The organism is uncultured Nostoc sp. (assembly GCF_964247315.1).
GTDB lineage: Bacteria > Cyanobacteriota > Cyanobacteriia > Cyanobacteriales > Nostocaceae > Nostoc.
Map to the genome: position 1 here is coordinate 1 of NZ_CAXTTT010000013.1, position 18,925 is coordinate 18,925.

Annotated in this window: 15 protein-coding genes; 8 read left to right on the forward strand and 7 right to left on the reverse strand. The window is 39.8% G+C overall.

Features of this window, described 5'->3' with window-relative positions:
- On the reverse strand, positions 1-2,736 hold a 2,736-nt coding region (locus tag ACFE93_RS06185), incomplete at its 3' end, for a tetratricopeptide repeat protein (protein WP_375472490.1).
- Between the two features lie 128 nt (positions 2,737-2,864).
- On the opposite strand from ACFE93_RS06185, the gene ACFE93_RS06190 reads away from it, so the two are divergent.
- Complete coding sequence (locus ACFE93_RS06190; RefSeq protein ID WP_375472491.1) at positions 2,865-3,098, forward strand: hypothetical protein; 234 nt, start codon at positions 2,865-2,867, stop codon at positions 3,096-3,098.
- Positions 3,099-3,184: 86 nt separating this feature from the next.
- On the opposite strand, the gene ACFE93_RS06195 is transcribed toward ACFE93_RS06190, so the two are convergent.
- Positions 3,185-3,364 (reverse strand): DUF6887 family protein, encoded by a 180-nt coding sequence (locus ACFE93_RS06195; protein ID WP_100899738.1) that lies wholly within the window; start codon positions 3,362-3,364, stop codon positions 3,185-3,187.
- A 401-nt stretch (positions 3,365-3,765) separates the two neighbouring features.
- Between ACFE93_RS06195 and ACFE93_RS06200 the strand changes: the two genes are divergently transcribed.
- The gene (locus tag ACFE93_RS06200) at positions 3,766-4,005 is read left to right on the forward strand and encodes a hypothetical protein (RefSeq protein ID WP_375472492.1); all 240 of its coding nucleotides are present in this window, start codon (positions 3,766-3,768) and stop codon (positions 4,003-4,005) included.
- 181 nt (positions 4,006-4,186) lie between these two features.
- Here ACFE93_RS06200 and ACFE93_RS06205 read toward each other — a convergent pair whose 3' ends face one another.
- A complete protein-coding gene (locus tag ACFE93_RS06205) occupies positions 4,187-6,100 on the reverse strand; it encodes a DUF1565 domain-containing protein (protein WP_375472493.1) in 1,914 nt (637 codons plus the stop codon).
- Positions 6,101-6,622: 522 nt separating this feature from the next.
- Between ACFE93_RS06205 and ACFE93_RS06210 the strand changes: the two genes are divergently transcribed.
- The 4 genes from ACFE93_RS06210 (at position 6,623) to ACFE93_RS06225 (ending at position 12,769) form a co-directional block, all read left to right on the forward strand.
- Positions 6,623-7,738 (forward strand): thiamine phosphate synthase, encoded by a 1,116-nt coding sequence (locus ACFE93_RS06210; RefSeq protein WP_375472494.1) that lies wholly within the window; start codon positions 6,623-6,625, stop codon positions 7,736-7,738.
- 77 nt (positions 7,739-7,815) lie between these two features.
- Positions 7,816-8,028: a sulfur carrier protein ThiS gene (gene thiS / locus ACFE93_RS06215; RefSeq protein ID WP_375472495.1), complete on the forward strand. Its 213-nt coding sequence runs from the start codon at positions 7,816-7,818 to the stop codon at positions 8,026-8,028.
- Between the two features lie 192 nt (positions 8,029-8,220).
- Positions 8,221-8,559 carry a CU044_2847 family protein gene (locus tag ACFE93_RS06220; protein ID WP_375472496.1) on the forward strand — a complete coding sequence of 113 codons (339 nt, stop codon included), beginning with the start codon at positions 8,221-8,223 and terminating at the stop codon, positions 8,557-8,559.
- On the forward strand, positions 8,543-12,769 hold the full coding sequence (locus ACFE93_RS06225) for a trypsin-like peptidase domain-containing protein (RefSeq protein ID WP_375472497.1): 4,227 nt from the start codon (positions 8,543-8,545) through the stop codon (positions 12,767-12,769). Before ACFE93_RS06220 ends, ACFE93_RS06225 begins: the two co-directional genes overlap by 17 nt.
- A gap of 14 nt (positions 12,770-12,783) precedes the next feature.
- On the opposite strand, the gene ACFE93_RS06230 is transcribed toward ACFE93_RS06225, so the two are convergent.
- Positions 12,784-14,001, reverse strand: a complete 1,218-nt coding sequence (locus ACFE93_RS06230) for a glycosyltransferase family 4 protein (protein ID WP_375472498.1) — start codon at positions 13,999-14,001, stop codon at positions 12,784-12,786.
- Positions 14,002-14,784: 783 nt separating this feature from the next.
- Positions 14,785-14,955: a hypothetical protein gene (locus ACFE93_RS06235; RefSeq protein WP_375472499.1), complete on the reverse strand. Its 171-nt coding sequence runs from the start codon at positions 14,953-14,955 to the stop codon at positions 14,785-14,787.
- Between the two features lie 150 nt (positions 14,956-15,105).
- On the opposite strand from ACFE93_RS06235, the gene ACFE93_RS06240 reads away from it, so the two are divergent.
- Both ACFE93_RS06240 and ACFE93_RS06245 read left to right on the forward strand, forming a co-directional pair.
- Positions 15,106-16,089 carry a DUF1517 domain-containing protein gene (locus tag ACFE93_RS06240; protein WP_375472500.1) on the forward strand — a complete coding sequence of 328 codons (984 nt, stop codon included), beginning with the start codon at positions 15,106-15,108 and terminating at the stop codon, positions 16,087-16,089.
- 326 nt (positions 16,090-16,415) lie between these two features.
- Complete coding sequence (locus ACFE93_RS06245; RefSeq protein WP_375472501.1) at positions 16,416-16,796, forward strand: calcium-binding protein; 381 nt, start codon at positions 16,416-16,418, stop codon at positions 16,794-16,796.
- Positions 16,797-16,799: 3 nt separating this feature from the next.
- Here ACFE93_RS06245 and ACFE93_RS06250 read toward each other — a convergent pair whose 3' ends face one another.
- Positions 16,800-17,360 (reverse strand): sugar O-acetyltransferase, encoded by a 561-nt coding sequence (locus ACFE93_RS06250; RefSeq protein ID WP_375472502.1) that lies wholly within the window; start codon positions 17,358-17,360, stop codon positions 16,800-16,802.
- Positions 17,361-17,428: 68 nt separating this feature from the next.
- Complete coding sequence (locus ACFE93_RS06255) at positions 17,429-18,712, reverse strand: diguanylate cyclase domain-containing protein (RefSeq protein WP_375472503.1); 1,284 nt, start codon at positions 18,710-18,712, stop codon at positions 17,429-17,431.
- Between the last annotated feature and the right edge of the window lie 213 nt (positions 18,713-18,925).

Sequence of the window (18,925 nt, forward strand, 5' to 3'; positions counted from 1 at the left end):
TTCCCTATACCGTTCTTGTTTTTCGTAGAGTAGACCCAAGTTGTTGTAACTGGTGGCGACATCAAGATGCTCTTCTCCTAGCAGGTGTTGCCTTAGTTCCAATGCTTTTTTCAACAGTGGTTCCGCTTCCCTATACCGTTCTTGTTTTTCGTAGAGTAGACCCAAGTTGTTGTAACTGGTGACGACATCGGGATGATCTTCTCTTAGCAGGTGTTGTCTTAGTTCCAATGCCTTTTTCAACAGTGATTCTTTGACAGAATGCTGGTCTTTCTTATCAATAATTTCCTTAAGATTAGAACAATTATTAGGAGAAAAATAATATAAATCTGTCTTTAAATACCCATCTGGGTCATCTTTAATCAGTGTAATTCCTGTAACTTTTATACTATGCTTATGTTTAGTTTTACGCTCTTTATTACATTCTGAAAAACTACTTTTTTGATAATGAATAGTTAATTTTTCCTTAGCGTTAACATAAGCAGAAAAATTTTTATTTTCTTTTTCATGTATATCTTTTATTATTTCTGCAAGACTTTGGCAAATTATTCCTATATATTTAGGATTCTCCCAATCTTTCAAAACAAAATTCTTTATTTCAATATCTATATTAGAACAAAGCAAAAAATCATTATTTACTAATTGATAAATAATTTTATCCTCACTTAATTTTTTTAATGCTTGTTTAACTGTCTTTTTTGAGTAAAAAACAAATTTTTTCTGTAATTCATCTAAGCGAAATGAAATATTACTATTTTGAGCTAAATAATATTCAATATCTTCCATAGCTTTATCTTGATTTTCAGAGTTGTTTGAACGTAGAATCTTATTGAAAATCCCACCTAAAAAGACGACTATAAAACTCCAAAGTAAAACTATTAATAAATCCAATAAAAAGTTATCCCACCAAAAAAGATATGAAAGATATGATTGACTGCATATCCAGCGAATTATACTATGCTGCTTTATATAAATTGGAAAATATGAAATAATTTTATTAATCAATGGATCGCCTAAAAGCCAGGTGAGAATGATACTGTTGTAAATTCCGAGTATCCACCAAATAAATATTCGAGTCCCAACCCATAACTTATCCTGCCGAGGAGAAATTTCTGGAAAACAATCTTTGCTAAAAGTTGAACCATTTAATAGCCACTTACTAATTTGATTAATACAAATATTTTTTTGATTCTGAGAATAATTTAAGTAGGCTATATGACTAAGTAAATGGATATTCATACCATTTATTCTATAAGCAACATCTATTGGACATGGCGCTTTATACTCATTGTGACAAGTACTTGTGTCTTCGGGAGTAAAATACTCTTCAATAGGCGATGCCACAGGATCAGTTGGATCATAAATGTTTATCCATTCAAAATTACTACGGAAGACTTTCTCATCCTGGTTAAGATAAACAATTGCTGGCCATAAACGAGCAAATTTTTTTAGTGGAGAACCGTAAGTTATAAAACCTTTTAGTTTTACAAACAATTTTCTACGATCAATCATATCTTCCGGATCTAGCCAATAAGGTCGTTTTGGATACATGTAACCTGATGCTTCATCTTCGTCTTTAGTAGCTTTTTTATAAAGACTGCTAAGTTTGACCTCTTCCCATAATTCTTTTGAAAGGTAATTTGGAAGTATTTGCTGTGTCTCCATTAACCCATTGAAAGCAAGTACTGTTCCTTGACTATGTGAAAGAATATACCAATGTTCATATTCTTTGAGTGCCATTTTTATTAAAGCTTCTACCATACGTCGTCGAATAACGACTCTTGGTGGTTGGTCAAAATCTTCCAATGCCCCTGGAGAATTGCGAAATCTTTGTTCAAAAATTTGAACTCGACTAAGATACTGGGAAAGTGTGTCTAAGTGTAAAATACTAATATCAAATAGAGACAAAAACTTACTAATAGTTGCTAATATAGGTAAAATAAGAAAAGCAATTAAAGATAGTCCAAATAAAATTAGCCTTTCTCTAATTGTTATATCTTGTATGCTTTTTCCTTTTGGAAGTCGCCTCTGGGCTTGATTATTATCGACAATTTTATTCTCAAAATATCCACTAGTCGTCCACAAAGAAAACGCCCAAGCCCAGAAAGAGAATAGTGTCTTAAGAGTAGTTGGCTCTCCAAGATCTGCCCACCAGACTTCATGAAAATCTATCTGAGTAATCCTATTTATTTTATTTTTAACAAAAATCGATGCGAACGCCCCAGTATCACTAATACAATCTTTTTCTACTTTTTTAGTATTGGATTTGTTAGGAAAATTTGTTGTAATTTGGATTTCTAGAGCACCTTGAGAATTATCATCTTTTAGAGTTTTAGCAATATTTCTGACTACACTAGTTAAGTGTTCATTTTGTTTTTGCTTACCTATACCATGTACAACTAGTACTCCTACTTTTTTAACTGGTTTTTCTTCTTGCCGAATCTCATAAGCTAGTTTCTGTATCTCTTGAGCAAAATTTGAATCAAATTTCATTACCGACTGCAAGCAATTAGCAACTTTATCTAAATCTCGCTTAAACCCTTTTTCAGCTAGAACAAATGCTACTTCATCCTCTTGGTTTACACACATCTTGTCCCTAATAAAATCGTATAGTCGCTTTATCTTAATAAGGGTTGTCTTCTCAAAACCTTTAGTGAAAGCGAGAGTTATGATCTCCTGAGCAGTCAATGGCTCCATATGTACCTCGTAAGCACGGCATCCTATTGTATTTATTACCACATAATTGTTGTTATCAATTCCGGAATCGAAATAAAAAACTCATAGTTTAAGTTTTGGATCTTGATGCGCCAGTCTACAATTGAGCATTTAAGTGGAACACACGCCTAAAGTGGGATAGATCCTTTGTAATGCCAACTTTTAACCGAATGTTGACAAAACGAGAAAAATCTGGCAGCCCTGGCGGTAACGCTAACTTTTGTTCCGTCGAGTTTCGTCATTTGTCTGCCCTGGATATCTTAGCCGATCGCCAATCACCGAAAGTTGGTAAAACGGAAAAAACTGAGCCTGCTGTATCCAGACGCAAGTCGCCAAATCAGCGCAGATATAAGGGTGTGCGATCGCGGGAATATCGGCATTGCTGAATAAAGGCAAGTCCCAAAATTCACATTGAGTCAAGCTGCTAAATTGAAAAAACCCCGTTACTAGAATGTCAGTAACGGGTTCTATGTTAACTAGCTTGATTAATACGCCGTTTTAACTCAGCCTCTAATTGTTCTGGAGTGCTGACCACTACCCCCGGTTTCGCTCTCATGATGCTGAGGTAATGCTGAAATGCCTCCTCATCCTGGGGGTTTGATATCACATATTGTCTTAATTCTTGCTCATTAAGAGTTAAATAGTCTGTCATCGGATAATGTTCTCCCCATTACTAAGAATTTCTACTTGGATGGTTTCGCCTATCAAAATCACGATTCAGCTTGTCCTCTGATCAAATTAACCAATGCTATATCTCTAAGCAAATTACTAGCCTGAACGCAAAAGTCAAAGAATGCTTTAAGTTGTTCGATGGTCGGTTCCAAACCTTTTACCATTGAATAAAATTAAATCGGTTCATTCGTGACAAGTTAGGATAACATCGTCCCGTAGCGAAGAGGTTGACCCGCGATCGCCAATGACAATCAAAAAAAGGAATGAAAAGGATCTGACCTTCATATTTGCCAAGTTGACTGCAACAAACGAATACAAGTCGTCAATTCTCCTTGGGACTGATAGCGATCGCACAAACGCACTAAAATTTAAGAAACCATCATGATGGGTACTGACATGGTATCGATCCCAATTACTTTGGAACAACTTATTACGGCGGTACAACAGTTGCAGCCAGACGAACGAGCAAAAGTCGCTAGAGCCTTGATTCAAATAGATTTACGTTCAGATTTGACGGCTTTAATTCAAGAACTTTATGCTGAACCCTCCGTAAATGAGATTACAGACGATGAAATCAGGGCTGAAATTAAAGCTGTGCGTCAGCAATCCCAGCAGGTCTGACTTCCCAAAATATGATCGCCCCCTTGACTAAAAGAGCGATGCCTCCCCACATTAGAAAAGCGATCGCTCTCTCAAGTGGATCAATATTCATTTTGAGGTGCTTTTCTCGCTAATTCCATATCTTTTGCCCCATGCCCCATGCCCAATGCCCAATGCCTAATGCCCAATGCCCAATTCCGAATTAATTCAACGGCTCCATAATGACTCTTAAACCTTTGCTAGAGAGTGTTTTGAGCATTTCTTTAGCGTTATATTCACTACTAAATACTCCTGCTTGCATAACTCTTTGACCTTGCCAAACTGTGGGAAACGCACCAGGAGCAAGGAATTTTACTAAATCTCGATCTTTATCAGTTGCAAGTGGCACTACTACGCGATAACGCACACCAAATTGTCTTGCAGAGTTACCACTATCGGAAATACTTGCAGAATTTGTTTGCAGATTGCGAGTATTAACAATAGAGATATTGCGATTGGGAAGTGGTAAAAGTTCTGAAGCACCTGGGGCAGCAGTTTCTAGTATTGGTAATGGTTGCTGTGTTTGCTCCCTGATACTTGGAACTGGTGGCTGTGCAACTGAATTGGATCGGGACTCAAGAGCAGTAAACTCAATAGTATTAGGATCAATCCGCACATAATTTAACTGTGGTGTATCAGGTGGCTGTGCTGAACTGGAAGTTGCAACTCTTGAAGTGTTAGTTGGTATTTGTCTACCTAACAAGCTGCTAGGAGTAGGAAATCCGGCGACTCTAGAAGTGGGTGGTTGTTGATTGGATATAGGCGTGGAAAGCGGTACATTATTGGCTGGCATTAATGGCAGCCGTTGACTGTTTAATTGCCCAGAAACAGAATTATTTGCTGAAATGGTGTTGCTGGTTTGCCCATTAGTAGTTTCAGAGATTTCGGGAGCCGAGAAGGTGATTTCTCCAGTTGGTGGTATTTGTCGTAATACGTTGTTGGGAGCGGGTTGAGAATTTTGGATTGCTAGTGCTGTTGTACCATTAATATCTACCTTGCCAGTGATGCGATCGCTCACAAGGTTATTACCAGCAGCAGGAATCACTTGTTTAGCAGCGCTGGCGTTAATGTCGTAGCGGGCATTATTTTGAAATGTATTACCCCCAGGTTCCGATGCACTACCCAAATCTGGCATTGCTTGAGCGATCGCAACTAAACCATCTTCTTTATTATCTTGAATAGAATTATTCCGCAAAATCGGGCGGGCATTTGCTTGTACCACAATTCCCGATCTATTGTTCTGAATTTGATTACCTATAAGTATAGGAGCGGCGTTTTGGGCAATATTAATCCCAAAACCCGTTTGGTGAAAGACATTTTCCTTCACTTGGGGACTAGAGTTACCAGCAATTGTGATGCCATTAGCTCCATTGCGATCGAAGTAATTCTTGCTAATGGTGGGTGCAGCATTACCACTGACGGAAATCCCATCTTGAGTACTGCCACTAAAAGTATTTTCCGCGACTACCGGATTGCTAGATTCAATCCATAAACCGTAACCACGGCGATTAGAGTTCGTCACCGTTACCCCAGTGAGCAAGACTTGGCTGGCTCCAACAATTGTGACATTTTGACCGCCAAAGCTCCGACTCAGGTAATCACCGCCTCCTTGAATGATAATATCTTTACCTTGATTACTGGGGTTGCCTTGAATTGAAATACCCGGTTTCAGTATTAAGGGAAATTCCTCTCCTGTCTCAGCGCTATAAGTACCAGTGGAAAGCATAATTACAGTATTGGCCTTAGCTAATCGCAAGGCTTGGGTAATCGTCTTTACAGGAGCGGATTCGCTGCCATTGCCTGCCTTGTCATCTCCAAAACCAGAATTGACAAATAGCACATTAGCCTGAGAAGGTGTTTTCTGATTCAGAGGCGCTGAATCTAGTGTCGATGGAATTTGAGCAATCGCACTATCCAAGCTTATACCCAGGAACGCTATACTTGCCGCCCCCATACCAACAGTAAAAGATAATACTGAAAAACTAAAAAATAAAAGCCTTGCTGATTTCAGAAACTTCAGCTTTGCAAACAGAACATTTACTCTACGGTACTCAGTAAACACACGAGGGAAAATCATATTTAACACAACTCCTTATAAGTAATCATAAATTCTTATACTCTTTAGAGAGTATTATGTCGATAATATTACTCATATATTGATCGATTGGCGATATTTAATACATAGTAATAAATGATATTAGACCTCTCCAGAAATTAATTGTGCGTTGCCCAAAATAATTTGTAGGCATAATTCATGAATTGTGCCTACGTCAATTTCACTCCCATATCTAAATAGATATAAGAGCTAAATTAAATATGCGTTATCTAAAACCCTTGTAGAGACGTAACACTCCTAGTCTCTACGTTGTTTTCACTAATATATCTATTGGGGATTTTCTGGTGTATTCCCTTTTGGCAGTCCTTTGCAAACTTGTTGTTTACCATAAAAGACTTGACTAAGCTCAGTGCGAAACTGTAGCCTCAAACTACCCTTATCACTGTCTATAGGAACATGGGATAATCTACCGTAACCCTCACTACTGCGTTGTTTTGCGTAAATTCCGCAAAAATTAGTAAAAAAAAGCAAATTAATTAACTTATGGTTACTAGGACTTATGATAATTCACACTTCGATGAAAGCACTAATGGGGTTGTTGTGATGGTCGAGCCATACAGCCAAAAAGAGCAAATACAGCAAGTTGTTTACCGCATTTTAGATGCCAATTTAGACCGCGCTCGTGAGGGCTTGCGAATTATTGAGGAATGGTGTCGGTTTGGGTTGAATAATGCCCAGTTGGCTCTTGAATGCAAGCGGCTGCGACAAGAGGTAGCCAAGTGGCATACGTCAGAATTGCGGGCGGCGCGAGATACACCAGGCGATCCTGGGACTGAGTTAACTCATCCTCAAGAAGAACAACGAGCTAGTATAAAATCAATCTTGCAAGCTAACTTTTGCCGGATAGAAGAAGCATTACGGGTGTTGGAAGAATACAGCAAGCTTTTCCAGCCAAATATGGCTAAAGCTTGTAAGCAGATGCGCTATCAGGTTTATACCCTAGAAAGTAGTTTAATGGGTCATCAGCGCCATCAATTGTTGTGGCGATCGCATTTGTATCTTGTGACTTCCCCTAGTGAAAATTTGTTAAACAATGTCGAAGCTGCACTCAAAGGAGGATTAACGCTTTTACAATACCGTGACAAAACCGCCGATGATTCTTTGCGTCTAGAACAAGCAAGAAAACTTCGGCAGTTATGCCATATTTACGGCGCTTTGTTCATCGTTAACGATCGCGTGGATGTAGCTTTAGCTGTCGATGCCGATGGGGTGCATCTGGGACAACAAGATATGCCTATTGCTGTTGCTCGGCAATTACTAGGTTCGCAGCGTTTGATAGGGCTTTCTACCACAAATAAAGAAGAAATGCAAGCAGCAATTGCTGAAGGTGTAGATTATATTGGCGTGGGGCCAGTTTATGAAACTCCCACAAAAGTAGGTAAGGCAGCAACAGGGCTAGAATACGTCAGTTATGCTGCTAAAAATTGCTCAATTCCCTGGTTTGCGATTGGGGGAATAGATGCCAATAATATCAATGATGTGATCGATGTCGGAGCCGAACGTGTAGCGGTGGTGCGATCGCTTATGCAAGCCGAACAGCCTACCCTAGTGACTCAATATTTGCTCTCCCAACTTAATCGCATTAAACCAGAACTTTAAAAGAGTCATTTGTTATTTGTTATTAGTCATTAGCCCAAAGTAAGTAACCAATACCCAATTTCCCATTCCCCACATTTATGTCTAATGAGATTACTGTTCAGATAAATGGGGAAACCCATAGCTGCTCATTTCAAATTTATTTACCCGATTTGCTTCAACAGTTGGGTTTCAATCCCCGTTTGGTAGCTGTAGAATATAATGGCGAAATTTTACACCGCCAGTTTTGGACGGAAACAAAAGTGCAACCAGGCGATCGCTTAGAAGTGGTAACTATTGTTGGTGGCGGTTAGTTGATTTGAAACAGACTAAGACTGTTTCAACCTCAAGGTTTTCAGCATATTTCTGATCAACCTATTTGGGGTTGCAAAATTATCGTTAGATTCTAAAAGTCGCATTATCTGGGAAGCTCAAGTAATAGAATACTTCCTATAATCAATGTAAATTGAATTTTATGTATTTATACCCAATTTTATAAGTTTATTGTGAAACGCATAGTAGAATTTCCTCTTGAAAGTGGTGAATCCATTCTTGTTGAAGTAGACGAAGCCGCACAGACCGACGATCGCATCGGTTTGCGAGACCAAGTAGTTGATAAAGCTACACAAACTTTCGAGTCAGCCCTAGAAAGCGTTAAACCGATAGCTAATGCGATTATTACCAAAATAGGCAGCATCAAACAGCCAGCAGATGAAGTAGAAGTCAAGTTTGGCATCAAGATTAGCGCTCAACTTGGGGCGGTTGTAGCTTCTGGCAATAGCGAAGTCAACTATGAAATCACCCTGAAGTGGAAAAAAGAATCACAAAATGGCAGCAATCCTTGATTTATCTATTGTCAGAATTTACTCCAATAGTGGCAAAGTAATTGGTGCTGGTTTCTTAGTTTCCCAGAAGTACATCCTCACCTGCGCCCATGTCGTAGCTGATGCCTTGGGACTTCCGAGAAAAACTACCCAAATGCCAGATGCAGAAATTACCTTAGATTTTCCTTTAGTGGCGGCTCAACAGTACCTGAAAGCCAAAGTTGTCTTTTGGAAACCTGTTAATCCCGATGCAGAAGCAGAAGATATTGCTGGCTTGGAGTTAGAAAATTCTCTCCCAGGATCTCAAAGCGCACCATTAATTACATCTGATGATTTTTGGGGACATTCTTTTCGCGTATTGGGTTTTCCAGGGGGACAACCCAATGGGGTTTCTGCGCTGGGAAAGTTACGGGGAAGACTCGCTAACGGTTGGGTGCAACTAGAAGATTTCAAACAACCAGGTTATAGATTAGAACCTGGCTTCAGTGGTGCGCCTATCTGGGATGAAGAACTTCAGGGTGTAGCGGGAATGGCTGTGGCGGCTGAAATGAACCGACCAGAAACCAAAGCTGCTTTTATGATTCCTACCCTGGTGCTAATTACAGCATGGCCAGCTATTGCCTCTTGTCCCTATCAGGGTCTATTTGCTTTTCGGGAAAAAGATGCGCGATTTTTCTTTGGACGGGAGATTTTCACTCAGAAACTAGTAGATGCTGTCCAAAAACAGCCACTGGTAGCAATAATTGGGGATTCTGGTAGTGGTAAATCTAGTGTAGTCTTTGGAGGTTTGATTCCCCATCTGCGCCAACAAAACAATTGGCTAATTGAGTCCTTTCGTCCCAAAACTCATCCTCTAGATGAAGTAGTCGCGATACTTGTGCGTCTGCGTGAACCAGAGCAGAGGAAGATACAACAAGATATTGATGCTGGGGAATTAGCTCATGGATTGCGATCGGGAAAAATAGCAGTACACAGAATTTTATCTGAAATTTTGGCGCAAGCTGGGAATTCTCGCCTCTTGCTGGTTATCGATCAATTTGAGGAACTGTATACTTCTCGCTTAGATGACAAAGAGCGTCAGTTATTTTTAAATCAATTACTGGAAGCTGTCGAGTTAGTGCAGAATTTTACCGTTGTGCTGACGCTGCGGGCTGACTTTCTAGGATATGCGCTTGGAGATCGTCGCTTTGCTGATGCTTTGCAGAATGCTGATTTAAAACTTGCTCCGATGAACCGAGAAGAATTGCAGCAGGCGATCGCTCGACCGGCAAATAACCAAGGGGTAAGTTTAGAAGAGGGTCTTGTGGGGCGGATTCTCCAAACGGTGGTAGATTCACCAGGGAATTTGCCTTTACTGGAATTTGCTTTGACGCAACTATGGGTAAAGCAGCAAAACTGTCAAATGACTCATGCTGCTTATGAATCGATCGGCGGTGTCGAAAAGTCGTTGGCGAACCATGCAGAAGCTGAGTTTGCCAAACTCAAACCAGAGGAACAACAACGGGCGCAGCAAGTATTTGTCCAACTGGTGCTTCCTAGTGAAGGGCCAAAAGACACTCGCAGACTGGCTACCAGAGATCAAGTGGAGAAGAATTGGGATTTGGTAATGCGTCTAGCTGATGCACGGTTGGTAGTGACTGGACGTGATGAAACTGCTGGTAAAGAAACGGTAGAGATTATTCATGAAACTTTGATTCGAGAATGGGAACGGCTGCACCTATGGATCGAGAGCGATCGCTCTTTCCGCATTTGGCAAGAATTATTGCGATCGAGAATGCGTCAGTGGGAAAATGCCGCACAAGATGAAGGGCCATTGCTGCGAGGTGTCCCCCTAGCGGAGGCAGAAAATTGGCTCAAGCAATGCCAAGATGAGTTGAGCCAAGCAGAGCAAGGTTTCATCCAGCAGAGTTTGGCACTGCGCGATCGCGATCGTCAGCAAAAAGAACGTCGTCGCAAGTTTACTCTATTTGGGCTGACAAGTGGTTTCGTAGTAGTCTCAATCTTAGCTATGTTTGCATTTTGGCTACGATGGACAGCTGAAGTTGAAGCCTTTGGAGTCACTGCTTTAAGAAATTTTGAGTCTGGTGCTGGAGAAATTGAGGCTTTAGTGTCAGCAATGGAAGCCGGACAAGAAGTCAAAAAGATGGCTTTTTGGAATAGTAATTGTTTGCAAGACTGTCCAGCCACAAGTCCTCTGCTATCTTTGCAGAAGATTCTGGATAATATTCATCAAACAAATCAAATCAATACTTACCAAAGAGGTATAAACAGTATCCGTTTTATTAAAAAGGATAACCAACAGGAATTAATTGTTGCCGGTGGAGAAGATGGCACAGTCACATGGCGGGATTTCCAAGGAAAGCCATTGATAACATTGAAAAATTCCAAACTGCACAATAACAGTATCAAAAGCATCGATTTTAACGAAGATCAAACAATATTGGCGACAGGTGCAAGTAATGGTTGGGTAAAACTGTGGGATGTTTCACAGATGTGGAATTTTTTATTAGCAGATCAGAATTGGTCTCCACCTTCCATAACATCTATACATCATCAATGTGACATAAAAAAATACGACTTAGCAAAAGAGGGCGATAAATGTAGTGTTAATAATGTTCGTTTTCTCCCCAAAATAAATTTGTTGGCAACAACTGGAGATGATGGCTACGTCAGATTGTGGACTCTCCAAGGAAGAATTTTTAAAACAATACCTGCTCACACCAGTAGTATCAAAAGCCTTAATCCCAATCCTTATAATAACCAGCAATTTGCCACGGCTGGAGAGGATGGACTGGCAAAGCTTTGGGATATCAATCAGACAGAACCTATAGCAATATTTAAAGGTCATCAATGCAATGTTAAAGACACTAAAAAATGTAGTGTTAACAGTGTCTGGTTTCACCCCAAAGAAAAGCAACTTGCGACTGCTGGAGATGATGGTACCGTCAGGCTGTGGGATTTTTCAGGAAAAGAACTGGCAGAAAAAAAATTTGAGGCTCACCCTGAAGGTGTGGAAACAGTTCGTATTAGCAATGATGAACTGATTGCTACATCAGGTAGCGATGGAAAAGTCCGGCTGTGGAAGGATTTTAATAGAACACTGGAAGCAGAATTTAAAGGTCATCAGGGCAGTGTTGTCAGCATTCGCTTTAATACGAAAGGCGATACTCTTGCCACTGCGGGAAAAGATGATGGTACGGTGAGATTCTGGGCAGTTCCAGGAAAATCATTAATCAAACCTAAAAACCCCTTAATCAAACTAGAAGAGAATGAAAAAGTTCTAGATGGGCATGAAAAAGCTGTTGGTAGTGTTCGTTTTAACCCAGAAGGCAACTTACTGGTTACAGCTTCAGAAGATGACTATATTAGGCTTTGGAACCTCGAAGGGAAGGTGGTAAAAAAATTCAAAGCCAGTCAAGGTGGTGTCAATACTGTACGTTTTAGCCCAAAAGAAAAAGAAGACCTACTTGCTACAGGTGGAAAAGATGGCACAATAAAGCTCTGGACGCGCACCGGAAAACCGTTAGAACCTTTGAAACCTTTCAAGGGGCATTCTCAAGCAATACGGAGTATTAGTTTTAACAATAAAGGAGATAGGCTTGTTAGTGCTGGAGATGATGGCAAAGCGATACTGTGGGATCTCAAAGGAAACAATTTACAAGAATTTCCGCATGGAGGTAAAGTTGAGACTACCAGATTTAGTCCAGATGGCAAGCTGCTAGCTACAGTTGGAAAAAAAGGGACGGCATTACTGTGGGATATTAGTAGCAAACAGTCTAAAAAATTGCTCGGTCATAAGGGCTATGTTACCACTGTTGGTTTTAGCCCCAAGGAGTATAAATTGGCTACATCTGGAGATGATGGTACTGTCAGGCTGTGGGATTATTCAGGAAAGCAGTTAAAAGAATTTAAGACTTATGAAGGCAGAGTCACACAAATAAGTTTCAGCCGGGATGGTAAACTGCTGGCGACATCTTCAGCAAACTACACAACTAGGTTGTGGAATTTATCAGGACAACAAGTAGCAGAATTTAGAGGTCATCAAGGCTTTGTGAGAAGTGCAGATTTTAGTCCGGATGGTAGACTGCTGGCCACAGCCAGTGAAGACCATACGGTAATTGTGTGGCGTATCCGGGGACTAAATGAACTGCTGCATGAAGGGTGCGATCGCCTTAAAGATTACCTTGTAACTAACCCTGATGAAAAGAAAAAACTGAGTGTATGCCCTTGAATGTAATAAAAGTCTTACAAATCTGATTTATAAAGCGATCTATGAAGGGTTCTACGCTTGGCTAATTCTTTACCTTTGCGACCAAGTTGCTCGCGTAGTTGCTGGTCTTTGCACAACCGATTGAAAGCTTGAAAAACTTCATAACCAGAATTGGGATTAACCAGTATTCCATTTTCTTCATGCTGAACTGTGTCTAGAACACCGCCTAAACGAGGAGCAATTATGGGCTTACCGAAATAACTTGCTTCTAAATAACTCATACCAAAACCTTCCATATTATTAGGTTTAGTATCCGATAAAGTCAGCATGGCAAATATGTCGCAAGCTGCATAATAACCTGCTAATTCTCGCTCTGGTACATATCCGGCAAAGTGGACGCGCTTATCTACCCGCAAACGATGTGCCAGAGATTTCAGTTTAGATTCACTTGGGCCTTGACCGCAGAGTATATAGTGGACATCAACCCCAAAAGTTAGCAGTATTGGGATATTATCAATTACTCGGTCGAAACCTTTATGTTTTACTAGCCTGCCGATGGAGAGAATAACTATTGCTGTTTCGGGAATGTTGTACATTTGACGCACGCGAACCCGTAAATCATCAAGGCTACTGGGACTGGCTACATTATTAGCAAATTTTTCTGGTCTGATTACTGGGTTAATGACATGGGTAGGAGTATCTAATCGGAAAGCAGTTCTGAGGTAGTCTCTTGTATAAGAACTGTTACAAACAATGCCTTCGGCGCGTTTGAGTGTTAATTTAAATAGCGATCGCAGCACGGGATTGTGTAAAGTACAAAGAAGATCGTTGCCGTGCAGATAGATGAAAAAGCGAATAGGTAACAAATAGCTCAATAGCAACAGTGAAGGAAAATCATAGCCGTGGCCCCACTCTATATAACGATAGTGATAGCGAAAATAGAGTTTAATTGCTAGGACAAATGAGCAGACGATATTGACCAAAGGCTTCAGGATATTTCCCACATAGCCGCTACACCAATATTTAGGATAATACCAGCGATACACAGGAAACTGTTGACCTTCATCAAATACTCGATCTCCTGAGCAACTAGCTGCCAGCACAATTACTCGTTCTGGATCTTGCAGACAACGATTGTAGATATATTCCCCAATTACAGCTTCTTTCGGTAGAAAGATCCGGGATATGACTAGGATATCTGGGTATGCAGCTTTGTCTCTGATTTCGGCTGTTAGTTGAGAAATATGTTCCATAATAAAGTTGATGACTATATTTCAAATAGTTTTTAATTTATTTCAAATTAGGATTACTTTCAAAGCCATCATTATTATTTTATTTCTTTTAAAACGAATTTGGTAGACAAATTTGAAGCCTATTTTAGAAGATTAGCCAGGAAGATTGTTTTTTTATTGTGTTGATTTTATTTTTGTTGCAAATTTCTCAATTAATGAAAAATTATGTACATGATGAACAATAAATAAAAGCTAGCACTTGTAGCGAAATTGCTCAGTAAACAACTGTTGCGAAAATTCCCAAATTTAGCTACGTTCAAGAGAATATTCTAAATACTTGAACTATTGTGCCAAAATGCTAAAAATACTTGTAACTGTTTAACAGCAAGATGGTGTCTGGCTGGCATAACTGACAAGCATCACAGACACTCTAAAATATTACATGTATGCGTAAATTTAGGTATTTTAGATGTATTTAATAATGCTATTAATGATGGCAAGTCGTTGAGCAGTTCTAAATCATGAGTAATCAGTTAAAAAGGAATACTTGTAAATAAATATTCCTGACTTTTGACATGATGTGGAAAAGCCCAGGAAAAACCTTACCTCCTGGCGTGTCGGGAAGAGAGAAAATTTAAAGTCTCTCTGCTAGAAGGAGATATATGAAAAAGAGAGATTTTTCAAATTCCGTGAGAAGTCAGATTCACTTGCTACTCGGATTTTTGCGTAACTCCTGTTTTTTACTCAACACCGTTTCAGTGAATAATTAAAAAAAATAGTCAAAATAATCACTAAAAATTCAAATCATCTATATAATTCAAAACTGTAGTCTGAAAGTGCGTAGTCCAAGGCATAGCAAACAATTGCCCGTAGGCGTAGCCCGTCGTAGACATCGCAAATTTCTGTGAGGATAAACATGTCTTCAGGTACGGTTCCCCAGTCGAGAAATCCCCCCTGCGATCGCTGCTTACCCAAGATAAGACGCGGTAAATTAAATATGTAGCCTCTAAAAGAGAATGCTACAAACTTGCTTGTTAGGGGCTAGCGTTAGCGACATCCTGCAACACTGCTCCCAACATAGGGAGAAATCATAAATAATAATTCCGTTTTTCAAGCGATAGTCTTATGCGTAAAAAACTACAACAAACCATCAAACCGCTGTTAAAAACCTTCTTAGCCCTAAGCTTGGTATTAGCTTTGGCTCTTGGTCACGCCGATGGCGCATTAGCAGCCCGCAGTGGGGGTCGTATTGGTGGTGGCTCCTTTAGAGCACCTTCCAGCCGCACCTATACACCGCGCACCTACTCACCTCCTGGCGGGGGCGGATACTATCCTGGTGGTGGTTTTGGTGGTGGCTTTGGCTTTCCCTTCCTACTTCCCTTCTGGGGTATTGGAGGAGGATTTGGTGGTGTATTTACCATCTTAATTTTCTTGGCGATCGCTAATTTCTTATTGCAAACTTTCCGCCGCGTCTCTAGCGGTGAAACTGGAGAAACAGATTTCAGCAGTAACTCTCCTGTTTCTGTAACTCGTTTGCAAGTAGGTTTGTTAGCTCAAGCCCGTGAATTGCAAAATGAACTCAATCACATTGCTGAGACTGCTGATACTAACACCCCAGAGGGCAGAGCAGAAATTCTACAAGAAGCCAGCCTCGCTTTACTCCGCCATCCCGAATACTTTGTATATGCAGGTGGTGGCACTCAACAAGCCAGTTTGAATTCAGCTGAAGGTCAGTTTAATCGGCTGTCACTGGCAGAACGCAGCAAGTTTAGTGAAGAAACTCTTTCTAACGTCAACAACCAGCTAAAAGCAGCCCTTGCCAAAGATGCTTTACCTCCGGCTGGTGAACTCGACAACCCCACCCGCCTATTTACCGAAGGCGCTGGTGAATACATTATTGTCACCTTGCTGGCGGCGACACTAGGTAAGTTTGAAATCCCCACAGCGATTAATAGTGCTGATGATTTGCGTCAAGCTTTGCGGCAAATTGGTAGCATCCCTAGCGAAAAGCTTCTAGCACTTGAAGTTCTTTGGACTCCGCAAGCTGAAAATGATACTCTCACGTCTGATGATGTGTTAGCAAATTATCCTGATTTGAGACTTGTTTAATCTGTGAAAATTTTGCGCTTGAGCGCTAAGAAAAACTTTGCATCTTAGTGCAACGAATAACGTTCCTCTTAAGAACAATAACTAGAAAACCGTTTGTCATTGACAAGCGGTTTTTTGTAGAGTTTATATCATTTCCAGATAATTAGTTATGATTGCCACAGTCATTTCACCCCACCCTGCCCTAAGAGTTTCCAAAGAGAAGATTAAGGGGTGAGGTTGTGGGAAGTGAATAAGTAATTAAGTGGACATAATAGATATATTTAACTATGATTTTAGAAACATTTTGGTAGTATTATCAAAATGAATTATACGCAAAGTGTTATCTTATGCCTAGTGTTGAAGCCGACGAAAACCGAGAGCATCGCATTAAAACGGAGATCGTTGTAGATGCTGAAGACAAAGAAGACCGGGCTATGGGTTGGTACTACTACCTCGAAGAGGCTCTGAATTTTCCCTTTTTGGCTACATGGACTAAGAAGGGACGCAAATCAGGTGCTGTCGAGGAGAAACAAGTGGAAGTACTGGGAATGGCCCCAGATGATGAGTGCTTAAAAGATATGTTTGTCGAAGTGGCTTATATTAATGGTAAGGATGATGATGTATATTCTGCCAAATTATCTGAAATAGCAGCCATTGATGCTGACAGTGAAACTCAAGAAGCGATCGCAGACTGGCTCTATTGGATTGCTAGAGGTTATAAATTTTAAATTCTACGACAAATACCGAATGACGCGGCAGGGATTACCAGCAGCGACAACATTCTCAGGTATATCTTTGACAACGACACTACCAGCACCAATGGTTGTGTTATCACCAATAGTTACACCTGGACAAATAATTGCATTGCCACCAATCCAGACATTATTACCAATGTTAACTGCGGCAGCTAATTCTCTCCCAGAAAGACGAATTTCTGGCTCTGTTGGGTGATAAGCAGTATAAATTTGTACATAAGGAGCGCATAAAACATTTTCACCAATGTGAACTGTATTACAGTCTAAAATTACACAGCCATAATTCATATACAATTTGTCGCCAGCAAAAATATTACTACCATAGTCACAGTGAAAGGGTGGCACAATTGCTACTTTTTGACCGATTTTTCCAAATAATTCTTGCAAAATTTGCTGTCGCGGCTCTTGCTGTTCTTCAGTTGTAGAATTATACCTTCGCAATAGACGACTAGCTCGCTTACTTTCTGCAGCCAATTCTGGATCTTCGGCCAGATATAATTCTCCTGCGAGCATTTTCTGTTTTTCGGTTTTTTCCATGACAGATTTATGGGGCTTCTCGGTTGTATACCATAACCTTAGTAGTGCCTAGAGTATCATTTTCATCTTTAACTAAATATGGCATAAGTAGCCTTTCCCTGCTGTTTAGCTTGGTACATAGCAATATCAGCATCTCTTAGCACAGTTGCAGGCTCCTCATAATTATTAAAATTCCAAGTAATACCAATGCTAGCTGTAGTAGATAATTGATATCCATTCAGGTTAACTGGCAATCTTAAGGAATCTTGAATACGTTTGGCAACGTTGGTTGCGTCGGTAATGTCTTTAATATTCTCCAAAAGAACAGTAAACTCATCACCACCAAATCGTGCTAAAGTATCGCCACCACGTAAGCACGACTCTAAACGTTTAGAGATCGCTACTAAAAAATCATCCCCTATTCCATGCCCAAAGCGATCGTTAATCTCTTTGAAGCCATCTAAATCCAAAAATAAAACTGCAAAATAATAATCGCTTCTGCGTTTGCTACGTTCAATCGTTTGTCTGAGCCGATCTAAAAATAAAATACGATTCGGTAATTCTGTTAGCCCATCATAAAATGCATTGCGGATCAGTTGCACCTCTGTCTGCTTACGTTTAGTGATGTCTTGAAAAACTAAAACCGCGCCAGTAATATTGCCATCTCGATCGCGGATAGGTGCAACATTATCTCCAATCGTTATTTCTTTACCATCCTTGGTAATCAATGTACAGTTTTCTGGTAAATTGAAAACTTCATCGGCTTCGATTACATAAGTAGCCAAATTTTCAATTTTTTCTCCTACATCTTTATTAACTAAGTTAACGACTTCTATTAAGTCTTTCCCGAACGCTTCACTTTGCTTCCAACCAGTGATTAATTCTGCTATGGGATTCATCATTTCAATACAACCATTTGCATACGTCACAATCACTGCACAACCCATACTATTAATAATTGCCATCAACCTCTGTTTTTCTTCATATAATATTTTTTTGCTCTGATGTTCGTACAGGGTCATTTCAATCACAAAATGTAAATCACTTTCAATAAATGGTTTGACTATGTAACGAAAAGGCTCACTTAGCTGATTTTTATGTAATGTTTTATATTCCGAACACTCTGTTAGATATATTACAGGTACATGGAAGTGATTCTGGATAATATCCCCTACGTGGAGACCGTCTATTTCTCCAGCTAGACAGATATCAATTAATACTAAATGTGGATGAGTTTCTGCTACCTTTTTTATTGCCTCCTCACCAGATTCAGTTATTTCTGATACTAAATAACCTAATTTTTGTAAACTTTTTCTAATCTTTGAGGCTATATTTTTTTCATCCTCAACAACTAGGATTTTTTGGGCGAACATGTTACAATAACCTGTTTGCTAAGGTTCAGATTCTTGTTGTCAGTGTCAACTCAAGTTAAAAGTGCTTATCTTATCATAAACAATCTCTAACTACCCTGTATTCTTGCTTGATATTAATACTGACTAATGAGTAAATAGCATCATGTTATTAATCTCCGGCAATTTCTATGCTTATCAAAGCTAATTTTGATTAATTTATATAGCTAATATGAT

Coding starts and splice junctions, on each gene's coding strand:
- ACFE93_RS06190 (WP_375472491.1), top strand. CDS start 2,865: ATGCCAACTTTTAACCGAATGTTGACAAAACGAGAAAAATCTGGCAGC.
- ACFE93_RS06195 (WP_100899738.1), bottom strand. CDS start 3,364: ATGACAGACTATTTAACTCTTAATGAGCAAGAATTAAGACAATATGTG.
- ACFE93_RS06200 (WP_375472492.1), top strand. CDS start 3,766: ATGATGGGTACTGACATGGTATCGATCCCAATTACTTTGGAACAACTT.
- ACFE93_RS06205 (WP_375472493.1), bottom strand. CDS start 6,100: ATGATTTTCCCTCGTGTGTTTACTGAGTACCGTAGAGTAAATGTTCTG.
- ACFE93_RS06210 (WP_375472494.1), top strand. CDS start 6,623: ATGGTTACTAGGACTTATGATAATTCACACTTCGATGAAAGCACTAAT.
- thiS (WP_375472495.1), top strand. CDS start 7,816: ATGTCTAATGAGATTACTGTTCAGATAAATGGGGAAACCCATAGCTGC.
- ACFE93_RS06225 (WP_375472497.1), top strand. CDS start 8,543: ATGGCAGCAATCCTTGATTTATCTATTGTCAGAATTTACTCCAATAGT.
- ACFE93_RS06230 (WP_375472498.1), bottom strand. CDS start 14,001: ATGGAACATATTTCTCAACTAACAGCCGAAATCAGAGACAAAGCTGCA.
- ACFE93_RS06240 (WP_375472500.1), top strand. CDS start 15,106: ATGCGTAAAAAACTACAACAAACCATCAAACCGCTGTTAAAAACCTTC.
- ACFE93_RS06245 (WP_375472501.1), top strand. CDS start 16,416: ATGCCTAGTGTTGAAGCCGACGAAAACCGAGAGCATCGCATTAAAACG.
- ACFE93_RS06250 (WP_375472502.1), bottom strand. CDS start 17,360: ATGGAAAAAACCGAAAAACAGAAAATGCTCGCAGGAGAATTATATCTG.
- ACFE93_RS06255 (WP_375472503.1), bottom strand. CDS start 18,712: ATGTTCGCCCAAAAAATCCTAGTTGTTGAGGATGAAAAAAATATAGCC.